Source organism: Pseudorhizobium halotolerans (assembly GCF_902153235.2).
GTDB classification, from domain to species: Bacteria; Pseudomonadota; Alphaproteobacteria; order Rhizobiales; family Rhizobiaceae; genus Neorhizobium; species Neorhizobium flavum.
This window is the reverse complement of sequence record NZ_CABFWE030000002.1, coordinates 104,577-123,820: the sequence shown is the minus strand read 5'-3', so window position 1 is coordinate 123,820 and position 19,244 is coordinate 104,577. Positions and strand designations below refer to the sequence as shown.

At 57.8% G+C, this 19,244-nt stretch carries 16 protein-coding genes and 3 pseudogenes; 6 read left to right on the top strand and 13 right to left on the bottom strand.

Annotation, left to right across the window (positions count from 1 at the left end; genetic code table 11):
• Positions 1-13 precede the first annotated feature (13 nt).
• The 3 genes from FN060_RS03155 to FN060_RS03145 all read left to right on the top strand — a co-directional run bounded on the left by FN060_RS03155 (position 14) and on the right by FN060_RS03145 (position 4,042).
• On the top strand, positions 14-703 hold the full coding sequence (locus FN060_RS03155; RefSeq protein ID WP_036588669.1) for a glutathione S-transferase N-terminal domain-containing protein: 690 nt from the start codon (positions 14-16) through the stop codon (positions 701-703).
• Between the two features lie 213 nt (positions 704-916).
• Positions 917-2,542, top strand: coding sequence for a class I adenylate-forming enzyme family protein (locus tag FN060_RS03150; protein ID WP_244487769.1), 1,626 nt, complete (start codon positions 917-919; stop codon positions 2,540-2,542).
• A 63-nt stretch (positions 2,543-2,605) separates the two neighbouring features.
• Positions 2,606-4,042: an aldehyde dehydrogenase family protein gene (locus tag FN060_RS03145; RefSeq protein ID WP_077548355.1), complete on the top strand. Its 1,437-nt coding sequence runs from the start codon at positions 2,606-2,608 to the stop codon at positions 4,040-4,042.
• Positions 4,043-4,254: 212 nt separating this feature from the next.
• Here the strand turns inward: FN060_RS03145 and FN060_RS23500 are convergent.
• The 6 genes and pseudogenes from FN060_RS23500 to FN060_RS03115 form a co-directional block, all read right to left on the bottom strand.
• A pseudogene (locus tag FN060_RS23500) lies at positions 4,255-4,566 on the bottom strand (ISL3 family transposase); the annotation flags it as partial.
• 226 nt (positions 4,567-4,792) lie between these two features.
• Positions 4,793-5,041, bottom strand: a pseudogene (locus FN060_RS03135) (WGR domain-containing protein); the annotation flags it as partial.
• Between the two features lie 382 nt (positions 5,042-5,423).
• Positions 5,424-5,909 (bottom strand): helix-turn-helix transcriptional regulator, encoded by a 486-nt coding sequence (locus FN060_RS03130; protein WP_036588671.1) that lies wholly within the window; start codon positions 5,907-5,909, stop codon positions 5,424-5,426.
• Positions 5,910-6,147: 238 nt separating this feature from the next.
• Positions 6,148-6,538: pseudogene (locus FN060_RS23445) on the bottom strand (hypothetical protein).
• A 3-nt stretch (positions 6,539-6,541) separates the two neighbouring features.
• Positions 6,542-6,979 carry a hypothetical protein gene (locus FN060_RS23495; RefSeq protein WP_142586843.1) on the bottom strand — a complete coding sequence of 146 codons (438 nt, stop codon included), beginning with the start codon at positions 6,977-6,979 and terminating at the stop codon, positions 6,542-6,544.
• A complete protein-coding gene (locus FN060_RS03115) occupies positions 6,972-7,685 on the bottom strand; it encodes a ParA family protein (RefSeq protein WP_142586855.1) in 714 nt (237 codons plus the stop codon). The genes FN060_RS23495 and FN060_RS03115 overlap by 8 nt, the downstream gene beginning before the upstream one ends.
• A gap of 681 nt (positions 7,686-8,366) precedes the next feature.
• On the opposite strand from FN060_RS03115, the gene FN060_RS03110 reads away from it, so the two are divergent.
• The 3 genes from FN060_RS03110 to FN060_RS03100 are packed head-to-tail and all read left to right on the top strand — an operon-like array spanning position 8,367 to position 11,903.
• Positions 8,367-8,768: a DUF6290 family protein gene (locus FN060_RS03110; protein WP_077548358.1), complete on the top strand. Its 402-nt coding sequence runs from the start codon at positions 8,367-8,369 to the stop codon at positions 8,766-8,768.
• A 3-nt stretch (positions 8,769-8,771) separates the two neighbouring features.
• The gene (locus FN060_RS03105) at positions 8,772-11,687 is read left to right on the top strand and encodes a coiled-coil domain-containing protein (RefSeq protein WP_077548359.1); all 2,916 of its coding nucleotides are present in this window, start codon (positions 8,772-8,774) and stop codon (positions 11,685-11,687) included.
• A 6-nt stretch (positions 11,688-11,693) separates the two neighbouring features.
• The gene (locus tag FN060_RS03100; protein WP_142586842.1) at positions 11,694-11,903 is read left to right on the top strand and encodes a hypothetical protein; all 210 of its coding nucleotides are present in this window, start codon (positions 11,694-11,696) and stop codon (positions 11,901-11,903) included.
• A 3-nt stretch (positions 11,904-11,906) separates the two neighbouring features.
• Here FN060_RS03100 and FN060_RS03095 read toward each other — a convergent pair whose 3' ends face one another.
• The 7 genes from FN060_RS03095 to FN060_RS03065 form a co-directional block, all read right to left on the bottom strand.
• Positions 11,907-12,107, bottom strand: a complete 201-nt coding sequence (locus FN060_RS03095; protein ID WP_142586841.1) for a hypothetical protein — start codon at positions 12,105-12,107, stop codon at positions 11,907-11,909.
• 284 nt (positions 12,108-12,391) lie between these two features.
• The gene (locus FN060_RS03090) at positions 12,392-14,470 is read right to left on the bottom strand and encodes a type IV secretory system conjugative DNA transfer family protein (protein ID WP_142586840.1); all 2,079 of its coding nucleotides are present in this window, start codon (positions 14,468-14,470) and stop codon (positions 12,392-12,394) included.
• Positions 14,467-15,495: a P-type DNA transfer ATPase VirB11 gene (gene virB11 / locus FN060_RS03085; RefSeq protein WP_142586839.1), complete on the bottom strand. Its 1,029-nt coding sequence runs from the start codon at positions 15,493-15,495 to the stop codon at positions 14,467-14,469. The genes FN060_RS03090 and virB11 overlap by 4 nt, the downstream gene beginning before the upstream one ends.
• Positions 15,476-16,687 (bottom strand): type IV secretion system protein VirB10, encoded by a 1,212-nt coding sequence (gene virB10 / locus FN060_RS03080; RefSeq protein ID WP_142586838.1) that lies wholly within the window; start codon positions 16,685-16,687, stop codon positions 15,476-15,478. The genes virB11 and virB10 overlap by 20 nt, the downstream gene beginning before the upstream one ends.
• A complete protein-coding gene (locus FN060_RS03075; RefSeq protein WP_142586837.1) occupies positions 16,687-17,496 on the bottom strand; it encodes a TrbG/VirB9 family P-type conjugative transfer protein in 810 nt (269 codons plus the stop codon). The genes virB10 and FN060_RS03075 overlap by 1 nt, the downstream gene beginning before the upstream one ends.
• Positions 17,493-18,188 carry a VirB8 family type IV secretion system protein gene (locus tag FN060_RS03070; RefSeq protein WP_018210780.1) on the bottom strand — a complete coding sequence of 232 codons (696 nt, stop codon included), beginning with the start codon at positions 18,186-18,188 and terminating at the stop codon, positions 17,493-17,495. Before FN060_RS03070 ends, FN060_RS03075 begins: the two co-directional genes overlap by 4 nt.
• Positions 18,189-18,214: 26 nt before the next feature.
• On the bottom strand, positions 18,215-19,243 hold the full coding sequence (locus tag FN060_RS03065) for a TrbL/VirB6 family protein (protein ID WP_142586836.1): 1,029 nt from the start codon (positions 19,241-19,243) through the stop codon (positions 18,215-18,217).
• Position 19,244 lies beyond the last annotated feature (1 nt).

The following is a 19,244-nucleotide window of genomic DNA, read 5'->3' as shown; positions in this document are numbered from 1 at the left end:
GATTTCTTCAGCGATGATTGATCTATACTTCTGGCCAACCCCCAACGGGTATAAAGCCGCTATAATGCTTGCAGAGTTGGACTTGGAGTACCGTGTAATTCCGGTTGATATAACGGCAGGAGAGCAGTTTAATCCGGACTTCCTGAAGATCAATCCAAACAACAAGGTGCCGGCCATCGTGGATCACGATGGCCCGCACAACAAACCTTATGCGGTTTTTGAATCCGCGGTTGTACTGATCTATCTTGCGGAAAAATCAGGAAAATTCCTTTCTCAGGATCCTGAAAAACGCTATGAAACGCTAAAGTGGCTTGTCTTCCAGAATTCGACAATGGGTCCAATGCTGGGCCAAGCACACCACTTCATGGTGTATGCGGATGAGAAGATAGATTACGCCATTGAACGTTACGACCGGGAAGTTGGTCGAATATACAACATTCTCGAAAAACGCCTTGGCCAACATGAATATCTTGCCGGCGAGTATTCGATCGCTGATATCAGCACATTCCCTTGGGTTCGCACCCGAAAATTGCATCGACGCGACTTGTCGGAGTACCCGAACATTGATCGATGGTACCAAGCGATCAAAGACCGTCCGGGGGTTCGGGCGGGCATAGATACGTTGTCCGACAGCAAACGATGGGAAGCTAAGCCGGGCACCGAGGCTTGGAAGAACATGTTCGGAAAGAACGGAAGCTCGTAACAATCACACAAATCCTCCCAGGCGTCAGGCGCGGCGATCTGTTCGTCGCGCCTGCGCCGCGTAGCGGCACTTGAGGCAGCGGTTCTCCCTGCGGGGCTAGCTCAGGATCTTGAACAATTCTGAGCGACCGTAAAGCCGTTTGAAGTCACCTACTATATCGGGCCACGAATCCGGCTGATGGATTGATTATCTACTTGACAGCCGAGGAATTGGATGACCAAATTGGATATACCAATAGCCGCGCTGAAACTATCAGGATCTGGGGAAATTGAGATGGATTTTTCGGCCGAACTGCCTCGTCGCATTCATATGATCTTGGAGGAAGGCGCGACGTTCGGTGAGTCCCGCGTCGCCTTTACAGACGAAAACGGGATTGATTGGTCCTACCGCCGGCTGATTGACACTGTCGAAGCTGTCTCTAGTGAACTGCGGGAACTAGGGATTCGGCCGGGTGATCGGATGATGATCGTTTGCGAAAACTCGATCGGGGCTATCGTTCTAATGTACGCTGCTAGCCGGTTGGATGCATGGGCGGTGCTAGCAAACGCCCGGCTCAGCAAGCATGAACTTGCTCTTATAGAGGAGGATTGCCAGCCGCGGCGTATATTTCGCACCCATCCCAACGTGTCTGCAACAGATGCGGGTGACGATAATGCTGATGTGCGGCTCTTTACTGGCATTGGCGCCGTGACGATCGGTCCGTTAAATGAGAACAGCGCGCCGGAAGAAGTACACGAAGGATCCGCAGAGCAAGTCGCCGTTCTAGTCTACACTACTGGAACCACGGGGCGCCCCAAGGGGGTTATGCTGAGCCATCGCAATCTGACTTTCGTCTCAAGCAGGGGAAGACGAACACAAACTCTTTCTCGCGACGATGTCGCCTTGTGTGTCATGCCGATATCTCATTCGTACGGGCTCGTGTTGATGCAAGGCATGTTGTACGCCGGCGCGCGCATGAAAATTATGCCGCGATTTTCATTACAAGAAGCGCTGGATGCTGTTCGCAGCGGAGAGCTGACGATTTTCAACGCCGTTCCTGCCATGCTGACCCGGGTGGTGGCACATGTCGAACAGACTGGGGAAAAGCTCACGCCTAACAACCTCCGGTACGCCTACACGGGCACCGCGCCGCTCGATCTGTCTTTGCGTAAGAATGTCGAACGGCTGTTCGGCGTAGTTCTGCAAAACGGATACGGATTGACGGAAACATCGCCGACGATCAGCCGGTCGCGTTATTCGATGGGTAGCGACGAGGTCAACATTGGTCCACCGATACAAGGGGTTGAGATCAGGATCGTCGGACCTGACGGTCTGGATGTCCCAGAGGGCCAGCCGGGAGAATTGCTAGTTAGAGGTCCCAATGTGATGTTGGGATACTATCGCCAACCGAAAGCGACCGCCGAAGTTATTGACGAGGACGGCTATCTTCATACTGGCGATATCGTCAGCCGCAACGATCGGGGCGAATTAGTCATTCAAGGTCGATCGAAGGAATTGATCATTCGCTCTGGCTTCAATGTCTATCCTCCGGAAGTCGAAGCCGCCCTAAATGCGCATCCCAGCATTCTTAACTCCGCCGTGGTCGGTCGTCCTGTTGAGGGAAATGAGGAAATTATAGCCTTCGTGGAAATGTTGCCTGAAAGGCGTTGCGAGACGGATGACATTAAGTCCTTTCTGAAAAGCCGTCTTGCCCAGTACAAGTTGCCGCAGCAGATTATTGTTATGCAAAATTTGCCGATCGCTCCGAATGGAAAGATAAAGAAGAACGACTTGAAAAAATACTTGGATAATTTGAGCGATCCGATGGTCACGTGCTTCCGAGAACGCTCTGGGTCATGAGTCCGGAGCCTCCCCGACATGGTCCGCAATCCCGTAAAATCGATATGGAGAACCCGCCCCGCCATGACCACCTTGCATGCTAACCTGATTGATGGAGCTTGGGTCGAAGGCGAAGCCGCGCCCAACATTAACCCCTCCAACACCAACGACATCGTCGGCACCTATGCGCGCGCTACGCGAGCAGACGCCCAAGCTGCGATCGCCGCCGCCAAGCGTACATTCCCGAAATGGTCGCGCACGAGCCCCTTGGAGCGCCACGCCGTTTTGCGCAAGGCGGCCGACGAAATTCTGGCCCGCAAGGACGAACTCGGTCGACTTTTGTCGCGCGAGGAAGGCAAATCACTGGCCGAGGGGGTCGGCGAAACGATTCGTGCGGCCCAAGTCTTCGATTTCTTCGCGGGCGAAACGCTCCGGCTGGCCGGCGAAACGTTGCCCTCTGTGCGTCCGGGCGTCGGAGTGGACGTGACGCGTGAGCCGGTCGGCGTAATCGCCATCATCACGCCGTGGAACTTCCCAATCGCCATTCCGGCGTGGAAAATCGCGCCGGCGCTTTGCTACGGCAACACCGTAGTATTCAAGCCGGCTGATCTCACTCCCGGCTGCGCTTGGGAGATCGTTGATATTCTGCACCGCGCAGGCCTGCCAAAGGGTGTACTCAATCTCGTAATGGGCCGTGGTTCAGTCGTCGGCCAGACGATGCTCGATAGCCCCGACATAGATGCTATAAGCTTCACCGGCTCGCTGGAGATCGGTCGGCGCGTGGCGGCTTCCTGCGTCGAATATGGCAGGAAGTTCCAACTCGAGATGGGCGGCAAGAATCCGCTGGTCGTGCTCGATGATGCGGACCTCGATGTGGCGGTCGACTGCGCCGTCAACGGTGCATTCTTCTTGACTGGCCAGCGCTGCACGGCTTCCTCACGGCTGATCGTCACCGAAAACATTCACGATCGCTTCGTCTCGGCAGTCACCGAAAAGCTTAAGAGCCTCGTCATCGACGACGCGCTCAAGGCGGGGACGCAGATCGGTCCGGTAGTGGACGAGAATCAACTCAGCCAGGACGAGAAGTATATCGCCATTGGCCGTGAGGAGGGCGCTAAGCTGGTGTGTGGTGGCGAAAGGCTGAACCGTGAGACGCCCGGCTTCTACTTGCAGCCCGCCCTGTTCACTGAGGCGACCAACAATATGCGCATCAGCCGCGAAGAGATTTTCGGTCCCGTCGCGGCGGTAATTCGCGTCAAGGATTATGAAGAGGCGCTGGAGACCGCAAACGACACGCCATTCGGCCTATCCTCAGGGATCTGCACCGCCAGCCTGAAACACGCGACGCACTATAAGCGCAATGCCGAGGCCGGCATGATATTTGTCAATCTGCCCACTGGCGGCGTCGACTTTCATGTACCGTTCGGCGGTCGCAAGGGATCGAGCTTCGGGCCCCGCGAGCAGGGCCGTTACGCCGCGGAGTTCTACACGACAGTGAAAACGGCCTACACGCTGGCCTGAAACAGCCTGATGCCGGTCCGCCTACCAGCCCCGGGGGTCCCAATGGCGCGCCGGCTTCGTCCATGCCGGCGACCGCGGCAAGAACGATCCCTCCGGGGCTGTGAGCGTGTGAGCTCGCTCTATGTAGTGGCACCATGCCTCGTTCGACCCGTGCGAGTGACTAGTAATACGTGCTCACACTGGTGTCGCTTGGCAGTTAAAAGGGGTCTTCCTCACTTCGTGTGGTGGCGATTTTGGTCGAGTGGCAGCATGCGTGCCCTGAGCAGCTCCGGGCCAGCTCTGCCATACATCGCACGCTTGATTGTGTTCAGGCGGTTGATTTGGCCCCCCGCCTGGCCGTTGCTCCACGACAGTTCGATGGGGTTGTAGACAGCGTCAAGATCGCGCTGCAGGACGCGTGCGAACCGCTCAATAGCGACCAAACCCGAGTTAACGGCATCGCCAATTCAGCTGTCGCGCTTGCCCGGATCGCGGCTGCGAAAGATTCCGCGGAAGCGCAGAGCAAGGCTGCGCATGGAAGCGAACTTATTTTTTGACGCCGAATAGCGAGATCGCAACACTGGCGTCGGGGCAAAGAAACCCGCTGACGTTACCTGCAGTGTCGTCGTGGTGTTACACTACTGAGGGGTGCGGCTATCTTTGAGCCAATCGGACGCGTCTGGCGTCAGCCCACCGCTCCACCGAACATGGCGACCCGCCGCATAGAGTCCGAACGAACTCAATATCAGGCAGGCACGCCTTCAGAGGCCAGGAGAGCGGTTGGGGCATGTAGCCGCGGACTCGCTTTTTGGCGAGCCAAGAAAAGGAAGTGTTGATCGCTTGGAGGTCATCCGTAAACAAATCGATACGCTCCTGGCCGCGAGTACCGATGCGACCCCAGCGACGAACCAGCGCGGAGCCGCCGAACAGATCCGGTTCGATCGACATGGCGTAAAAACGTGCCATGTTTTTAGTGGTGTCGATTCGCTGAACATACAGGCGGAACCGGTGCTGGGTCATGCCCCCAAGATTCGTCGCGCGAGGTTCAGCTGTCCAACAACATGTACGAATCTTTGATCGCCAACCATGAATTTGATGCGACGCTCGAGGCCGGCTGCACTCCGCTGCACGAATCCCTTCTTGCGCAGCGCGTTGCGGCGTGCGTGATGCCGCTTCGTCGCGTTGGGCGAACTTATTGGGCCTGCAAAGACGACCCGAGTAGAAGAGTTCCGGCTCACTCCCGTTTTCCACTCCGCCCAAAGGGGCGGAGCGAAGCAGGCGGAGGCCTGAACGCGCCTTCACATTGCGCCGAAGAGAAGGTCGGAGCCTGTGGTAAACGGGAGTGGGGCGGCTGCCGCTTTCACCGCTACCCGCCCTGACTTGCAAAGGAGGACTGCGCCGCCTAGCGGCCTTCGCTCGTGCTGGTGGCGACAGCGTCGGCCGCTGGTTCGCCTGGGGTCATGCGTCTCAGAAGCCGGATCAGATCGCGCATGGTGTCTTGAGGCAATTGTTCGATGAGCTTCATCAATGTCAGGCGGTCTTCTGCTTCTTCTTCCGTCGTGCCCCACAAGTGCGGCGCTATGTCGAAAATCACATCGAGAGGCATAAAGCCCATGATCTCACAGAGATGTATCAGGCGCGGGATCGACAACCGAGCTTCTGAGCCTCGCTCGTACCTTCCGTAGACCGATACGGAGAGTCCTAGCAAATGCGCTAAATCGGCGCGGGAGATGCCCTTGGCTTCGCGCGTTTTCTTAAGCCAAGCCGAGATCTTTTCGTCCATCTCCTTTGCGGTAAGGGTGCCGTCGAAACCCGGCTGGCGGAAGACCGGTCTGTCAAATTCCGGATCGGTTATTTCGACCAAACCCCGTGCGCTCATCAAACTCATTGCATCAGTCAAAGACCTTACCCCGTTTTTGATTCCGCCCCTCAGCGATTACTATGCACCGAAATGAAGCACTTTGGAGCACGCCCCTCCGAAGATTCACAGCACATTCCATACTTTTTTAGGGGAAATTTCGCTCGCGGGATCCTTTTGAGGCGGTGAAACAAAATGCTTCAGGACGCGCCCCAGCATTCGGGAAACAAGTTCGGCTCTGAAGACGGCGAAACAGCCGAGAACAGCCTTAGCGATTCTTTGCCGCTATTATCTTCCAATCGCCGCCTTCCTCTTGAAAAAACGCTTCAATTTGCGTTTCGCCGTCGATCCACTTGAGCTGCGCGGAAAGCTCGCAAGCGATCTCCTGATCTGCAATTTGCATGCAACGCTTGACGCTGACGGTGGATCCGTTGCCATGCCTATTTAGGTCCCATTTGGACATTGCGAATAGGTGGGCCTTGGCTTGATCGTCTGTCGCCACGTACCCTTTCGGGTACGGCTGTCGCTTCATTCATTTGAGGCAAAATGCTCCCGGCAATGTTCCCCATCCCGACCGTCGGACGGCTGAGATAAGGAGCAACATACACGCCAAGGACGCAACCAACGTCCACGCCAAGAAAAAAGCCGCGACCTAACATCGATCAGTAGCCGTTATCTTTGAGGAACTGATCGATCGCGGCCTTCATGATGACTGTCATTTTGACGTCGTTCTCGAGGGCGGCCTTTTGCAGCCGCGTCTTCGTGTCGTAATCCAGCGGGCAGTTGACGTAGTGCTTGGACTCTCGATCGCGTGCCCTTTTCAGGTCGCGCAACCGAATTCTCGAATCTTCGCGCTGCAATGCTCTCGTGGTGGCGCGTTCGCGCCGCGCTACTTCTGTCGGGGCGATCAGACGGTTGACGGGTTTCTCAGCCTGAGGCCTGGGAGGTGCAGGCCCGTGAGGCTGATTTGCATTCCTCTGTCCCGTCGGCAGCTCAGCCGGTTTGGTCCCTGTGTCTGCCTGCGTCGCGGATTGCTCCACTGAACGGCTGCGACGGGGCGCGACTGCAAAGTCGGAAACTGTCGTTTGACCCTTAGCCATTCGCTGTCACCTCTTTCTTGCCTGCCAAAAGCGCATCGATCTCCCGAACCAGGCTCATCACTTCCGCCCTCGCTTTTTTCACCGGCTCTGTCAGATCGAGCATTTGCACGGTGCCATAGCCGTTTCGAATTTCGCGGTAGCAATTTCGCTCCATAAGCTCCGTTTGGAGCAGGTAGGAGTCGTAGCCCCCTTCCTGCAGGTTCTGAACGAACGGCCTGATCAGGCGATAAGCCTCCAGCAGTTTCGCCGGCATGGTGATCCTGGTGACGAGGTTGGCGTGAGGAATTTCCCGCCCTACCTTGTCGGAAATATCGGCCGTGTCGGCCGCCGCCTGTCCTGCCGCCTTGATCTCGTCCTGGTTCGGCTGAATCGGCGTCAGCACAATATCGGAACCGGCGATGATGGTGTCCCTTAGAACGGTATCCTGTCCGGGCGAGTCCATCAACACGACATCGAAGTTATTCGCCTCGCTCTCCAGCAGATGCTGAACGGCCGTCTGGCGGGCGGCGGTCATGAGCTCAATGTTGTCAGGCAGGTTGTCCTTTGCTTCACAGCGCTTCCACCATTCCTGCAGATTTTGGCGTCCGTCAGCGTCGATAAGAAGGACACGCTTTCCTTGAAGCGCGTATTCCCCGGCTATCAAGATTACTGCTGTTGTCTTCCCAGCTCCACCTTTGCCGGTCACGGCAGAAATAAACTGTGGCAAGCGTCGCATCTCCCTTTGCTGGCTCAAGTCATTCCGCAGTTCGCCGTGTACTTGCACGAACTCTCCACGTCGCGCTCGCACACGATACGAACGATTGCTCAAGGACGAGAAATCATCACACTACCAGACCGTGCGGTCAATCGAGCCAAACTAAACCAAGCCTATATGATGTGAACAATTTTTCCCACGAGGTGAAACCATTTCGCTACAAACACATGATGTGCAAAGTTCGTGCTTTTAACTCGTGTGAAATATCAACACGACGTTGGCATGTGACTGCCGGCTGCCTCATTCGGCGGCGTGCGGTGCAGCATCAACATCCACCGCCGCATTAGTGAACCCCGGAGCCGCGTAAGGCCGGTTTTGACGCTCGCACGGAAGCGTCAAGGGCGAAGAGCGGAGCGTCCCTTGCGGCTGAGTACGAGAGGCAGACAAAGGCCTTCAAAAAGCGGATCTCGGAGGTGAACCCTGGTGAGCGTTCCCTCGTTCTGTGACCGGGGTGAAGGCCCGGTCCGCAAAGCAGAGGCCGAGCGGAGCGAGGGGCAGCTCGAAGTTGTTTCGTTGAACCCCTCACTATTTGGAGGGGCAGGATACGGAAAAATGTGCTACGCCCTTTTCCTACAATCGAGGGACGAACCCTCGATCATCTGACGCAAGCGCCAGTAGGGGGCCAACGCCCATATGGATGACGTGAAATTCAATGCTCCTCTGGAGCTGGCGAAGAAGGATCGCACTGTTCATGTTCGCGTGTCGGGTGACGAACATGCGGCGATCGAGAAGGCCGCCGAGCATGCCGGCATGACGGTGTCCAGCTTTTTCCGGTCGCTGCTACTGGAGGGGGCGGGGGTTCGGCCGATGTTGACCGGCGAAGACCGCCTAATCATGGCGGCTCTGCTCGAAGACATGAGGATGATCGGGATCAATCTGAACCAGGTTGCGAGGGCGCTCAACAGCGGACGGGGTGTCCACCCAAGCGAGTTGGACATCAACCTTGAGAACGTGCAGCGGGTTCAAGCGGCCGTGATGAGCGAGTTACGTGCTCTGACGCGGCGAGCTGGTTATCAGCGTCGAGGGGAGAAGTAACCTTTGGAAATCTTCTTCGGCGCATTCACCAGCGAATGGGAGCAGCGGCGCGCAGCGCTGCTGCACGAAATGTCGTCTGGCGGGCGGGGCGCTTCGGCTGAAGAAGAGATGCGAAAGCGCCTGAAGCAGTTGGCTCAACTCGGCGCTGCAGGTGGCGGCGGAGGATCAAGCGGGGCTTCCGGTGCTCGTGGATCCGCATCGAAGGGCAGGGGGGCTCATCGAGCGCAGGTAACGTCGGCGACAACGGTTGCCCGACCCATGGAGGCGCGGCTAGCGGCCGTCGCAAAGGGAAGCCAGCCAGCAGTCGTCAAAATGGCGTCTTATGGCGGCGGTGCTCGGGTCGGGGCGATGCTGAATTATGTGTCGCGTGGCGGCGAGCTGAAGGTGGAGAATGAAAGCGGCAGGATTCTCGAGGGGCGAGAGGAATTGGCGCGCATCCGTGGCGATTGGGACCATCTTTTCCAGAACCGCGCGGAAAGCCGCGACATTGGGAGTTTTTCCGTCGAAATCGCGGCGTCCGGCTTTGCATCGGACGAGGCATTGCACGAGCAGGTAAGGAGCACCCTGACGAGCGGCTTTGGCGACCGGCGCTATGCCTATGCGATCGCGAAAAATGAGGGCGGCTCCGTGACCGTTCAGGGGCTTGTCGTATTGCGAAGCGGGCAGGGGGAGCGGCTGACGGGCGACGCGAAGGCGGCCGGCATCATCCAAGGCCGATATGATATCAGCTCTGCCGCGGGCGAGGCTGCGGCGAAGTTCTCCTTTCATGGCTACGGAAATGGCGTCGAGTTCGGCGCCAGCCGCTTGCGCGGCCTCGTCGATCGGCATGACGTCGTTCGCGACGATCGCGGCCGGCCGATAGGGAATGAGAAGGTCGCAGGCGAGCTGGTACAGAAGGAATGGCGCAGCGAGCTCCACAGTCGCAGGAGCCGTGACGTGATGCACGTCATTATGTCGGCTCGGGCCGGAACCGATGTTGCCGCATTCGAAGGCGCGGTGCGCGACTTCCTGGCGCATCAATTTGCCGGGCATCGATATGTCTTCGCAATGCACGATCCGGCGAGCGATCCGAAAGAGGCAGGGGAGGGAGGTAAGCGTCCGCATGTGCATGCTCATGCCATCGTGGCAATGAAATCGGATTCCGGTGATCGCATCGAGACGACGCCTGCCGTATTTCGGGAATGGCGATCCGTCATGGCAGAGAAGGCGCGGGATCACGGCATTGAGATGGAAATGACCGACCGGCGCGAGTTTGCCAGCCCGCCGGCATTCACGCGCACCCAGGTACGACCGGTGAGCCGCGAAGGCCGCACAGAGCATGTCGGGACCAGCGAGGCTGCGCAGGCGAGATATGACGCCAAGCGTAGCGGCCGACGCACGGTCGCGAAAAGCGACCGGAGTCGACAGTACATCATAAAGGCGCAGGAATCGTGGCTGAAAGTCGCCCTGGCGGGTGGTGATCGTCAGGTCGTGGCCTATGCCGCACAGCATCGAGAGTACTTGGGATCAGGGTTTTCGACACCACAAACGGAAACGAGCGGAACTGTCATTCCAGCGGATTTTGGACCGAACTTCCGCATCAATTTGGCTACATTGCAGGAGATGGTTTTGGAGGGTCAGGAATTGCGCGAAATGTCACGAGCACAGTTTGAGACTTACGAGAAGAAGGTCGAGACGGCCTTGTTCAAGTTGGAGCGATCGGTCTCGGCAGACGATCGGGCAGACTTTGACGAGATAGCCGGCTTGGCCCGAGATTTCGTCAATCAAAAGCGTGAGCTGGTGGACCTCTACGAACAGCGCAAAGAGGCGTTGGCGGAGCAGGGTGGCGAATCGCTTCGCAGCGAGCCGCGTGATCCGGCCAACGACGAGTGGGACGCTGCAGTCGCCAAGCACGGCGAGGCTGTTGTTGAGGCCGGCAACGAGGCCATGATCGAAATCGAGCACTACCGAGAGGGACTTTATCGGATCGAGGCCGGCGAGTTTTCGGCCGACCGCAAAGATGGGATGCAAGCCGGCCTTCAGCAGGCGTTGGAAAAGGCCGCACAGTTGGCTGTCGAAGGAAACAGCTACCTCAGAGACGTTGCCGAGCAGGACCAGGATTTGCGGCAGGCCATCGATCGCGCGGAAAAGCAAGCCGAGGGGCAGGACCGACAGGAAGATGGGCGCGCAGACGTCATTAAGGCAGTGCAGACGATCATAGCCGAGCGGATTGATCGCCTGAACGAGCGTTTGAGCGACATTGCAGAGGACAGCTATGCGACCCGAAACGACGTATCTGCCGAACGGCAATTCCTCGCGGATATGAACGGGCAACTCGACAAGCTTGGACCGGGGGATGTTCTCGATCTCTCGCGGACGGAAACCGACTACCGCTATGATGAAGAGGAAGCCGCATCCGCTCGGGAGAGTGGCGTCGATTACGTTCCATCGATCGAGAGGGATCGGCAAGAGCACGAAAGTCATATCGACAGTGTTGCTCCGCAGTTGGAGCAACTGAGAGCTCATGGCGTCACGATCGACACGGACTTTAAGATTGCAGCGCCGCCGTCTCAAAGGGATTTCAACGCCTATATGAACGAGCTGGCGCAAGAGTTTGCGGAAGCAGAGACCGACCTCGACGAAGTAAAGGGGAAGGCGCCGGCGAACGTCGATGCGGCTGCCGAGCAGGGACGCGAAGCTCGCGATGAGCCGGATCGGCGGTCGATCGACAACGACACGCGCGAAACTCACGAGTTGGCGTCCACCGTCGATGCTACAAATCGCCTACAAGATCGTCTAAATAGGGACAAGGAAGCCGCTCAGCGCAGTGGAGAAACGACACGGACAGACCCCGCCCAACAGCATATTCCTCGTCTCGAGGAGCTGGAGCGGGAACAGATGCAACAGAGGGAACGCGACCGCGACGACCGGGACCGTTAAGAGGCAATGCTCAACGATAACCGTCAACAATACGTCATCCAGACCGACTCCACCAAAGAGGATGGCCTGGGGAAGGTGATTGCCTTCATTTTCGTCGCCAGCATGTTTCTAGCCTTCGTCCAGGAAGTCTTTGAATCGGTCATGGCCTGGTATCGTGACACGATGGTCTGGCTAAATGAGACCGCGACCTATGTCGCTGGGTTCTGGCCCTTCTAAAGCTCACTTTTCGAGATCGGCAGAAAGCATGCCGGCCTCATACCAGCGGCCGGTGATCGAGACCGAGCGCTCCCAATACCCTGCCTTGCCAAGCTGAGTCGGTGCAGGAGATTCTGCAACGTAGAAAAGCATCGGCGACGGCCAGCTAGGCCTTGTCGGCCGTTGAGCAAGGGTAAAGCATCCCTGATCGGTCTGGCTGATCACGTCTGACCTCTCCGCAAATTCCACGTCACTCAGCGCTGCCAGAACCGTGCCGCCGCACTACGATCGAAAACCTATCGCCGGAGGATAGTGAATGTTCGCGGCTGACTTTGGTGCCGTGCGCGCAAGGGGTTGCGGCCGGTGAAAGGGTATAGAGATGCCGATCAGGCAGTTCGACGCGATAGAGCCTCGGAAAAAAGGTACCCATTGGGTCGCAGAACACTTCGCCGGCGGAGCGGTTCGCATTGGGGAAGGGGATAACGTCATTCAATTTGGGATCCTCATCGTCACTCGGCCGGCACACCAACTTCGACGGGATCAGGCACAGTCGCGCTGAAGATGTCCATGATGTTGCGGCGCTTGGTCGGGGACTTGGCGCCAAGCTTCTCAGCTTTCGTCTCGACCACTTCCTTGAGCTGCGCGGCCTTTGGTTTGAGGCCCTCCTCGATGGCCTTTATCCGGGCTTCCATTGCATCGAGGCTTGCAGATGCTTCCGCGCCACCAGTGTTTGCAGCCTTAGGCTTCGGGCCCAGCGCCTTTTTATTGACGGTGCGTTTGGCAGGTGCTGCAGCAGGATCTGCCTTGACCGGAGTCGCCCGCGCCGCGGCGGCCGTCAAAGGCTTGTCCTCTTTCGCTGGCGCCGGCGAGGGAATTTCGACGGAAGGATCTCCCCCCTTGGCATATTCTGGAGTTGTCGCCGGCACGGGCTTCGGTGCCAGATAATCGACTTCCGGCACTTGCGGAATGTTGGCCTGAGAAAATGCCTCGGCAGATTTGAAGGGCTGTGTTTGGAAGAAGCGAAGCTTTTCACCAAAGATCGGCCGTTGTCCTTCGATGAGCAGGATCATCTTGTTTTCAGGCATTTGCCGGACCTCCTGCGGCATCATCAGATCGCGTTCGCGAATCTGCTCTACCTTCGTGCGGCGAGGCAGGCCCATCAGTTCGATCGTGCGGGATTCCGACTGGTAGCGGATCGTGCGCTTTCCGAGCGCGCGGGATGCGTACTCGGCTGTGGCCTGATCGTTGGCGCCGAGGACGAGCTGATAGCCACAATTGCCGAGCAGGGAATGCCGGGACGTTTCGCCGTAGATCTCGTCGAGGTTCTTCAGATCCTGGATGATGAAGGCGAGCTTGATATTATAGCCAGCCACATAGGGCAGCTTGGTCATGATCTCGTCCATTCGCTTCAACTGCCGGAACTCGTCGAGCAGGAAGTAGACGGGGAGCGAATTGGGATCGTGCTCAAGCGTGAGAATATCCATCACCTGCTGCACGAAAAGCGTGAGGAGAGGGCGCAGCAGGGTGATGTCGGTGATGTTCGGCGCCAGGTAGATCGAGATCGGCCGGCGCTTCATTGCGCGAAGATCCATGTCCGTGACATTGGTCGCGGCAATAATCCTCTCGTTCTTGAAAGGCCGCATAGCCTTTTGAATGTCCAAGAGAGCAGACGCGGCGGCGCGTTCCGATAGAGCGATGTAGGAATTGAAGCTCTCGACGGTGAACTTCGCAAGGTAGGGCTCTTTTTCCTTGATGTATTTCATGAGCGCCTGGAGATCGACGCCGCTGTTAAAAAAGGAATTGACCTCGGCGAGGTTGCGCCGGTCTTTGTAGAAGGGGCTTTCCGTGATGTAGCTGATCGCGCCGGCAAGGACCTGTTGCGCGGTCGCTTGCCAGACGGAATTTTCTGATTCCGTGTTCTCGGGCACAAGAATGCTGGCGATGTTTTGAATGTCGGTCGTGCGATTGCCGCGCTCCGGCCGAATAAAGTCCAGCGGATTATAGCTGTTGGTCTTTTCGGAGCCGGGCGCGAATAGGAAGACTTGGCTGCCGTTCTGCCGGCGATAACCCGCCGTCGCCTTGAACACTTCGCCCTTGAGGTCGGTGACGATCATAGAGCCTTCGTGCATCAGCGCATTGGGGATCACATAGCCGGCGCCTTTACCGGAGCGTGTCGGGCCAATGATCAGATGATGCCGATCGTCCCTGGTGCGGAGTATATTCCGCCCGACCCGGCCGAAGATGTGTCCCTGTTTGCGGAACCACTTCCCTCGCCGTAGCGAGGCCATGTCCTGAAACGCGGCATCCCCCAATGGGCTGCTCGTCGGCTTCAGTCCGATGTAGGCGACAAGGCCCGCCGCCAGCAGCGCCGGTAGCATCGAACCGAGCGCGACCTTCTGCAGGGCAGGGCTCGTTCTGTAATGCCAGAACTGTTGAATCGGAGCGAAAGGATTGCTCGTGATCGTCGTTTCGAGGATCCGACCGTCCTTATAGAAGAGCTGAAGCCCCAGGCCGTATCCGAGCATCCAGACAACGAACGCTATCCCGACGCAAAAGAGCAGGTAGAACGCCTGGAGCTGCTTCGTCATGACTCATCCCGGGCGAAGAAGATCTCAGAGACGCCGCGCTTGCCGCCTTCACGGCGGAGCTGGATGACGATCGGGATGACCATCTGTATATAGGACATCAGATCCTGCTTCGAAAAACCTGCCGACATACCGGCTTGCTGCATCATCATGGCGAGCTGTTCATAAGCACCCATCGGCGTATCGGCGTGAACCGTCGACATGCTGCCGGGATGGCCGGTGTTGATTGCCCGGAGGAAGGAAAAAGCCTCTGCGCCTCGAATTTCACCGACGAACAGACGATCCGGCCGCATGCGTAGGGATGACTCGAGCAGGCTTTGAATGGTCACGTCCGCTGTACCCTGGTCGCCCTTCGACGCGATCAGATGAACGGCATTTGCTTGCGGTGGGAAGAGCTCTCGCGTGTCCTCGAGCGTGATGATCCGCTCATGCGGATCGACGCTCTTCAGGCAGGCATTGAGAAAGGTCGTTTTGCCGGAGGAAGTGCCGCCACTGATCAGGATAGAAACCCGCTTGGTGATGGCGGTATGGATGAAATCGTAGATCCGATTGGCGCGCAGATGCCCTATCAGCTCGCGCTCAATGTCGCTGAGGCCGCCGACGGCCACAGAGACCTTATCGAGCGAACCCGTGTCGCGATACTCCTCGAGCGTGAAGTTATTGACCACCTGCTTGCGGATCGAGATCGAGCCACCTTCGGGTGCCGCCGGCGGCAAGACGATCTGGATACGCTCGCCGGTCGGAAGTGCGGCGCTGAGGATCGGCCTCGAGCGGCTGATGAACTGGTTCGTGGCAGCCGCAACACGCTCGCCGATGTTCTGGATTTCATCACCCGTCAGGGCGTTGATTAGATGATGCTGCATGTAATCGGCGCCAATCCGCTCCACATAGACATGGCCCGGTTTGTTGACGGCGATCTCCACCACCCTCGGATCGTCAAGAAATTCCCTGATCGGTTCGAGAGCGCGGTTGAGGAAATAATGGCGATCGCGTTTGATCGTAGTGGCGTTACCTGCGGCGACGTTCACGTTGAATCTCCTTCATCGCTTCGGTGACCGGGTCGTCATACATGGCGCTGAAATCGAGGTCCTGGCGTACGTAGACAAAGATCCGCTCGCCCTGGCTGACGCTGATGGTGGGAGGAATGCGCAGGTTTTCGCTCAAGGCTTGGTTCGCCATATCCGAGAAGGTCTCGGCGATGGTTTCGCGGGCGAGCTCCTCGCCACGTTGTGCCTCGCTGTTGTTGTCGCCGAACGCCTCGTCGCTTCCGTAGCCGGTCAGGAAGCTGGCGCCGGCGCCGACGACGGAAAGCATGATTGCGGAGCCGAACCGCTCGCGCCATTTGTTGTCGACGTGGCCGGTCAAGCCCGAGCGCCCCAAGCTATCCGTGCCGATCGAGTTGAGGCGCACCGACACGCCGTCGTCGCGAATGAGCCGGGTCCAGATAACAAAAATCCGTTTTTGCCCGCGGGTGATCTCGGACTGGTATTCGCCAATGAGGCGCGTTCCGGTCGGAATGAGGACGCGCCGCCCGTCAAAGGAATAGACGTCCTGCGACGTGATCGCACGAATCTGGCCGGGGAGATCGCTGTTGATCGCGGTCTCGAGGATGCCGGGGATCAACGTTCCTTCCGGTATCATGGCATCGATGCGTTCGATTTGCCGAGCCTTTGCGCTCCGATCGGCGAGACTCGAGGCCGCAGCCAGGTACTTGCTGTTGCGGTCCTCGCCAGCGACACTCAGCCCGGAATCGTCCTCGCCTGGAAATCCGCCGTTGCCGCTGGCATTGCCTTTCTGATCAAGCGAGATCAGGCCTGACCTATAGCGTTCGGGAAACTCTTCGACAGGCGCCGCGTCGGGCGTGTATTCAACGACCTCCGGCGGGGGAGGAATCTTGAACTCGGTTGTATCAACGGGTGTTTCTTGAACCGGCTCAGGTGGCGGCGGCAGATTGATGACTGCAGGTTCTATCTCCGGCTTCGGCTCTTCTTGCTCACGCACGAATGACGGCGGCCGGAAGGTCGTCGTCTGGAACTCTTCGTCGCTATCGACGACATCACGCGGCTTTTCTCCTGCCGTGGCAAGCACGAAATAGGCGGCGATAGCGCCCCCCAGGAGCAGGGCGGCCATACCGATGGTTTGATTCCGTCCAGTGTTCCTGTTGCTGACGGCCGTCTCATCGGCCGCCGTCATGGCCTCAAGTTCAGGGCTGCGCTTCATTAGTTGCCGCTCCTCCTACGTTTCGTCGCCTTGGTGTCAGGAGCCGGACCGAGAATGGCAGGATTCGGAGCGCCGAAGTCGGGCTTGCGAAGGTTAAAGATGCAGGTCCACTGATTGCCCTCGCGCAGCGTGTATTGCGTCGCGACACCATCGACGACGATGTATTCGCCCTCCTTCCGGAAATTTCGCAGCGTCTCGGAAAAGTCGGCCTGAACGGCAAAAATTGCCGGCACTCGGCTGCCGAACTTGAAGAAGGTCTTTTTCCCGTCGTCGAAGATCACCAAAGGCTTCAACGCCGGATTACCGGAAAACGAATAGTCGATGTTGACGTTGGCCTTATCGACGTTCGACATGTTCGGGTAGGCCGCCCGGTACTCAGCCTCCTTGCGGAGCGCGGCATTCAGATCCTTCTCGGGATAGACGAAACGGATCCCGAACACCTGCTTGCCATCGGACGGAGCATGGTCGTTGAGCTCGAGGAAATAGATCCTCTTGCTGGTCACAACATTCATGTTGGTGGCGACGTTCTTTGCGATCGGCTTCACGAACAGAATGTTGCCCTTCTCGGAAGGGGCAACCTGCCAACTGTCGGTGTCGCCAAGCGAGATCGTTTCGAACTTTTCGTCCTCATCAAAGATGATCATGGTGGAGATGCCGTAGGTGGCAGAGACCTTCACCACGTTATTGGACTGATATACGACGCTGGTTACGCGCGAATCGAGGCTGCCCGGGCGAGGTGCCTGCGCAGCATGGGCGTGAGTCATCATCGCGGCCGCGCAGCCCGCGGAAAGCAGGAGGCGTTTGATCATTCCTCACCTCCGGGCGTAACCGTTTCTTGATCGCGACGGTAGTTGTAGACCTGGAAGCCCAAGGGGTTCTCAAAGCGCCATTCGTTGGTCGCCGGCGTGTCCGTATAGCGATAGCGAACGACCGAAATGTAGTGACGGACGATGGAATCCGTGTCCGATTTTTCGGTTGTTGAAAACCGGACTAAGGCCGTGCTCGCATTGGAGAAGGTGACGGACTTGATGTCGACCGTTACCTTCTTGTTCTTGCCGAGGACCTTTGCGGGATTGTTGGGATTTGCCGCACTGTAAAGCTCCTGCAGCTCGCGGGCCGCATCATCAGTAGAGAGCAGGGCGGCGATGCCGAAATTCTGCTCAATCGCGAAGGGGTCGTAGCCTTCGCGAGATCGGATATAGCGCACGACGTTCGCTTGAGTGACCGCCTGTTGGTCGGTTAGTTTGGCAGACCTGGTTAGGCCGGTCTTCACCTCCATATAGCCGGTGTTCTTGTCAACCTCAACGATGTACGGCTCAAAGCTCTTCAGCGGAACGAGCATCACCAATGCCGTCAGCGACAGCAGGGTAATCGCGCCGAAAATCATTGTGACGAACCATGCGAGCGAGCGCGATCGCTTGGCTTTTTTGACGATCTCCTGTTCCCAGCGATCACCATCCTGAAAGTAGCTCCGAAGAGCTGCGTCATTCGTTTCTGCCATTCGTTCTAGCCCTTAATTTCGCGCCCTCAGCGAGGCATGCTGTTGCTGCTAATGCGGTTCTGCATCGCCTCAGCAGCGGCGTTGCGAATGTTGGTTCTCATGCCTTCCTGGGTGCGTGCCCTGGCTTGCATTCCGGCGTTCCCAATTGACCCCGCCAGACGTTGTCCGCCTGACAGGGCGGATATTGGTGCCGATACGCCTGCCCATCGGCCAGCCGCGCGCGCTGCATTGCCAATGCCGGCGGCCACGCCACCTGTAATGCCCTGCGCGAGAACCTGAATGTTGAAGAGGACAAATGCGCCTGCGGCGCAGAGGAGCAGGAAAGCGGAAATGTCGCTAAGCTGAAGTTCCCGTTGGCTTGCAGCGCTCGTGACCTTTGTCAGTTCCGGGTCCATTGCTGAGATCAGGAATGCAGCCACGACGTAGACGAATAGCGGGATCAGCGCATACATCAGCACCTGCTGGGACCAGGCGACGCCCATGCCCCTCGTCGGTTCGAAGAGCATGCAGCCAATGAAGATCGGTGCGGTCCCGATCAGCACCCACATCATCACCTTGGCCAGGAGCAGGATCGCCAAAGCCACTGCAATGAAGACCGCCACTGCAAACATGATCAAAAAACCGATCATGGACGGCAACACCGCAAAATAACCAGACTGTTCTGCGAAGGCAGAAGCAGCCTCATTGGCCGTTTTCCAGATCATCGAAAGGCCGTTCGTCGGCTCTGTGATGCCTGTGCCGGTGGCGGTAAGGATCGCCCGGCCGACGTCCTCTGGCGTGTTATTCAGCCAGGAATAGAAAAGAGTGTTGAAGTAGTCCCACTCTCTGACCAGCGCCAGAATGATCAACATCCGGGCGACGCGACCAATGATCTCGCTGACGCTGACGCGGGCCGTTCCCATGAAAAGCTGGAGGCCGTAGTAGCCCACATATGCAATGAACATGATGGTGAGCAGCGGCACGATCTCATCGCCGACAATCCCGTAGGCCCGGGAGGAAAAATTCGCGCCGGTCTGTTCAATTCTGTCCAGCAGATCGCCTAGAAAATCGTGCATC

Bases quoted from the DNA above. Each gene is read 5' to 3' on its own strand.
- FN060_RS03110 (WP_077548358.1), top strand. From the start codon at position 8,367: ATGGATGACGTGAAATTCAATGCTCCTCTGGAGCTGGCGAAGAAGGAT.
- FN060_RS03070 (WP_018210780.1), bottom strand. From the start codon at position 18,188: ATGGCAGAAACGAATGACGCAGCTCTTCGGAGCTACTTTCAGGATGGT.
- FN060_RS03075 (WP_142586837.1), bottom strand. From the start codon at position 17,496: ATGATCAAACGCCTCCTGCTTTCCGCGGGCTGCGCGGCCGCGATGATG.
- FN060_RS23495 (WP_142586843.1), bottom strand. From the start codon at position 6,979: ATGGCTAAGGGTCAAACGACAGTTTCCGACTTTGCAGTCGCGCCCCGT.
- FN060_RS03100 (WP_142586842.1), top strand. From the start codon at position 11,694: ATGCTCAACGATAACCGTCAACAATACGTCATCCAGACCGACTCCACC.
- FN060_RS03145 (WP_077548355.1), top strand. From the start codon at position 2,606: ATGACCACCTTGCATGCTAACCTGATTGATGGAGCTTGGGTCGAAGGC.
- FN060_RS03090 (WP_142586840.1), bottom strand. From the start codon at position 14,470: ATGACGAAGCAGCTCCAGGCGTTCTACCTGCTCTTTTGCGTCGGGATA.
- FN060_RS03065 (WP_142586836.1), bottom strand. From the start codon at position 19,243: ATGCACGATTTTCTAGGCGATCTGCTGGACAGAATTGAACAGACCGGC.
- FN060_RS03155 (WP_036588669.1), top strand. From the start codon at position 14: ATGATTGATCTATACTTCTGGCCAACCCCCAACGGGTATAAAGCCGCT.
- FN060_RS03150 (WP_244487769.1), top strand. From the start codon at position 917: ATGACCAAATTGGATATACCAATAGCCGCGCTGAAACTATCAGGATCT.
- virB10 (WP_142586838.1), bottom strand. From the start codon at position 16,687: ATGAAGCGCAGCCCTGAACTTGAGGCCATGACGGCGGCCGATGAGACG.
- FN060_RS03130 (WP_036588671.1), bottom strand. From the start codon at position 5,909: ATGAGTTTGATGAGCGCACGGGGTTTGGTCGAAATAACCGATCCGGAA.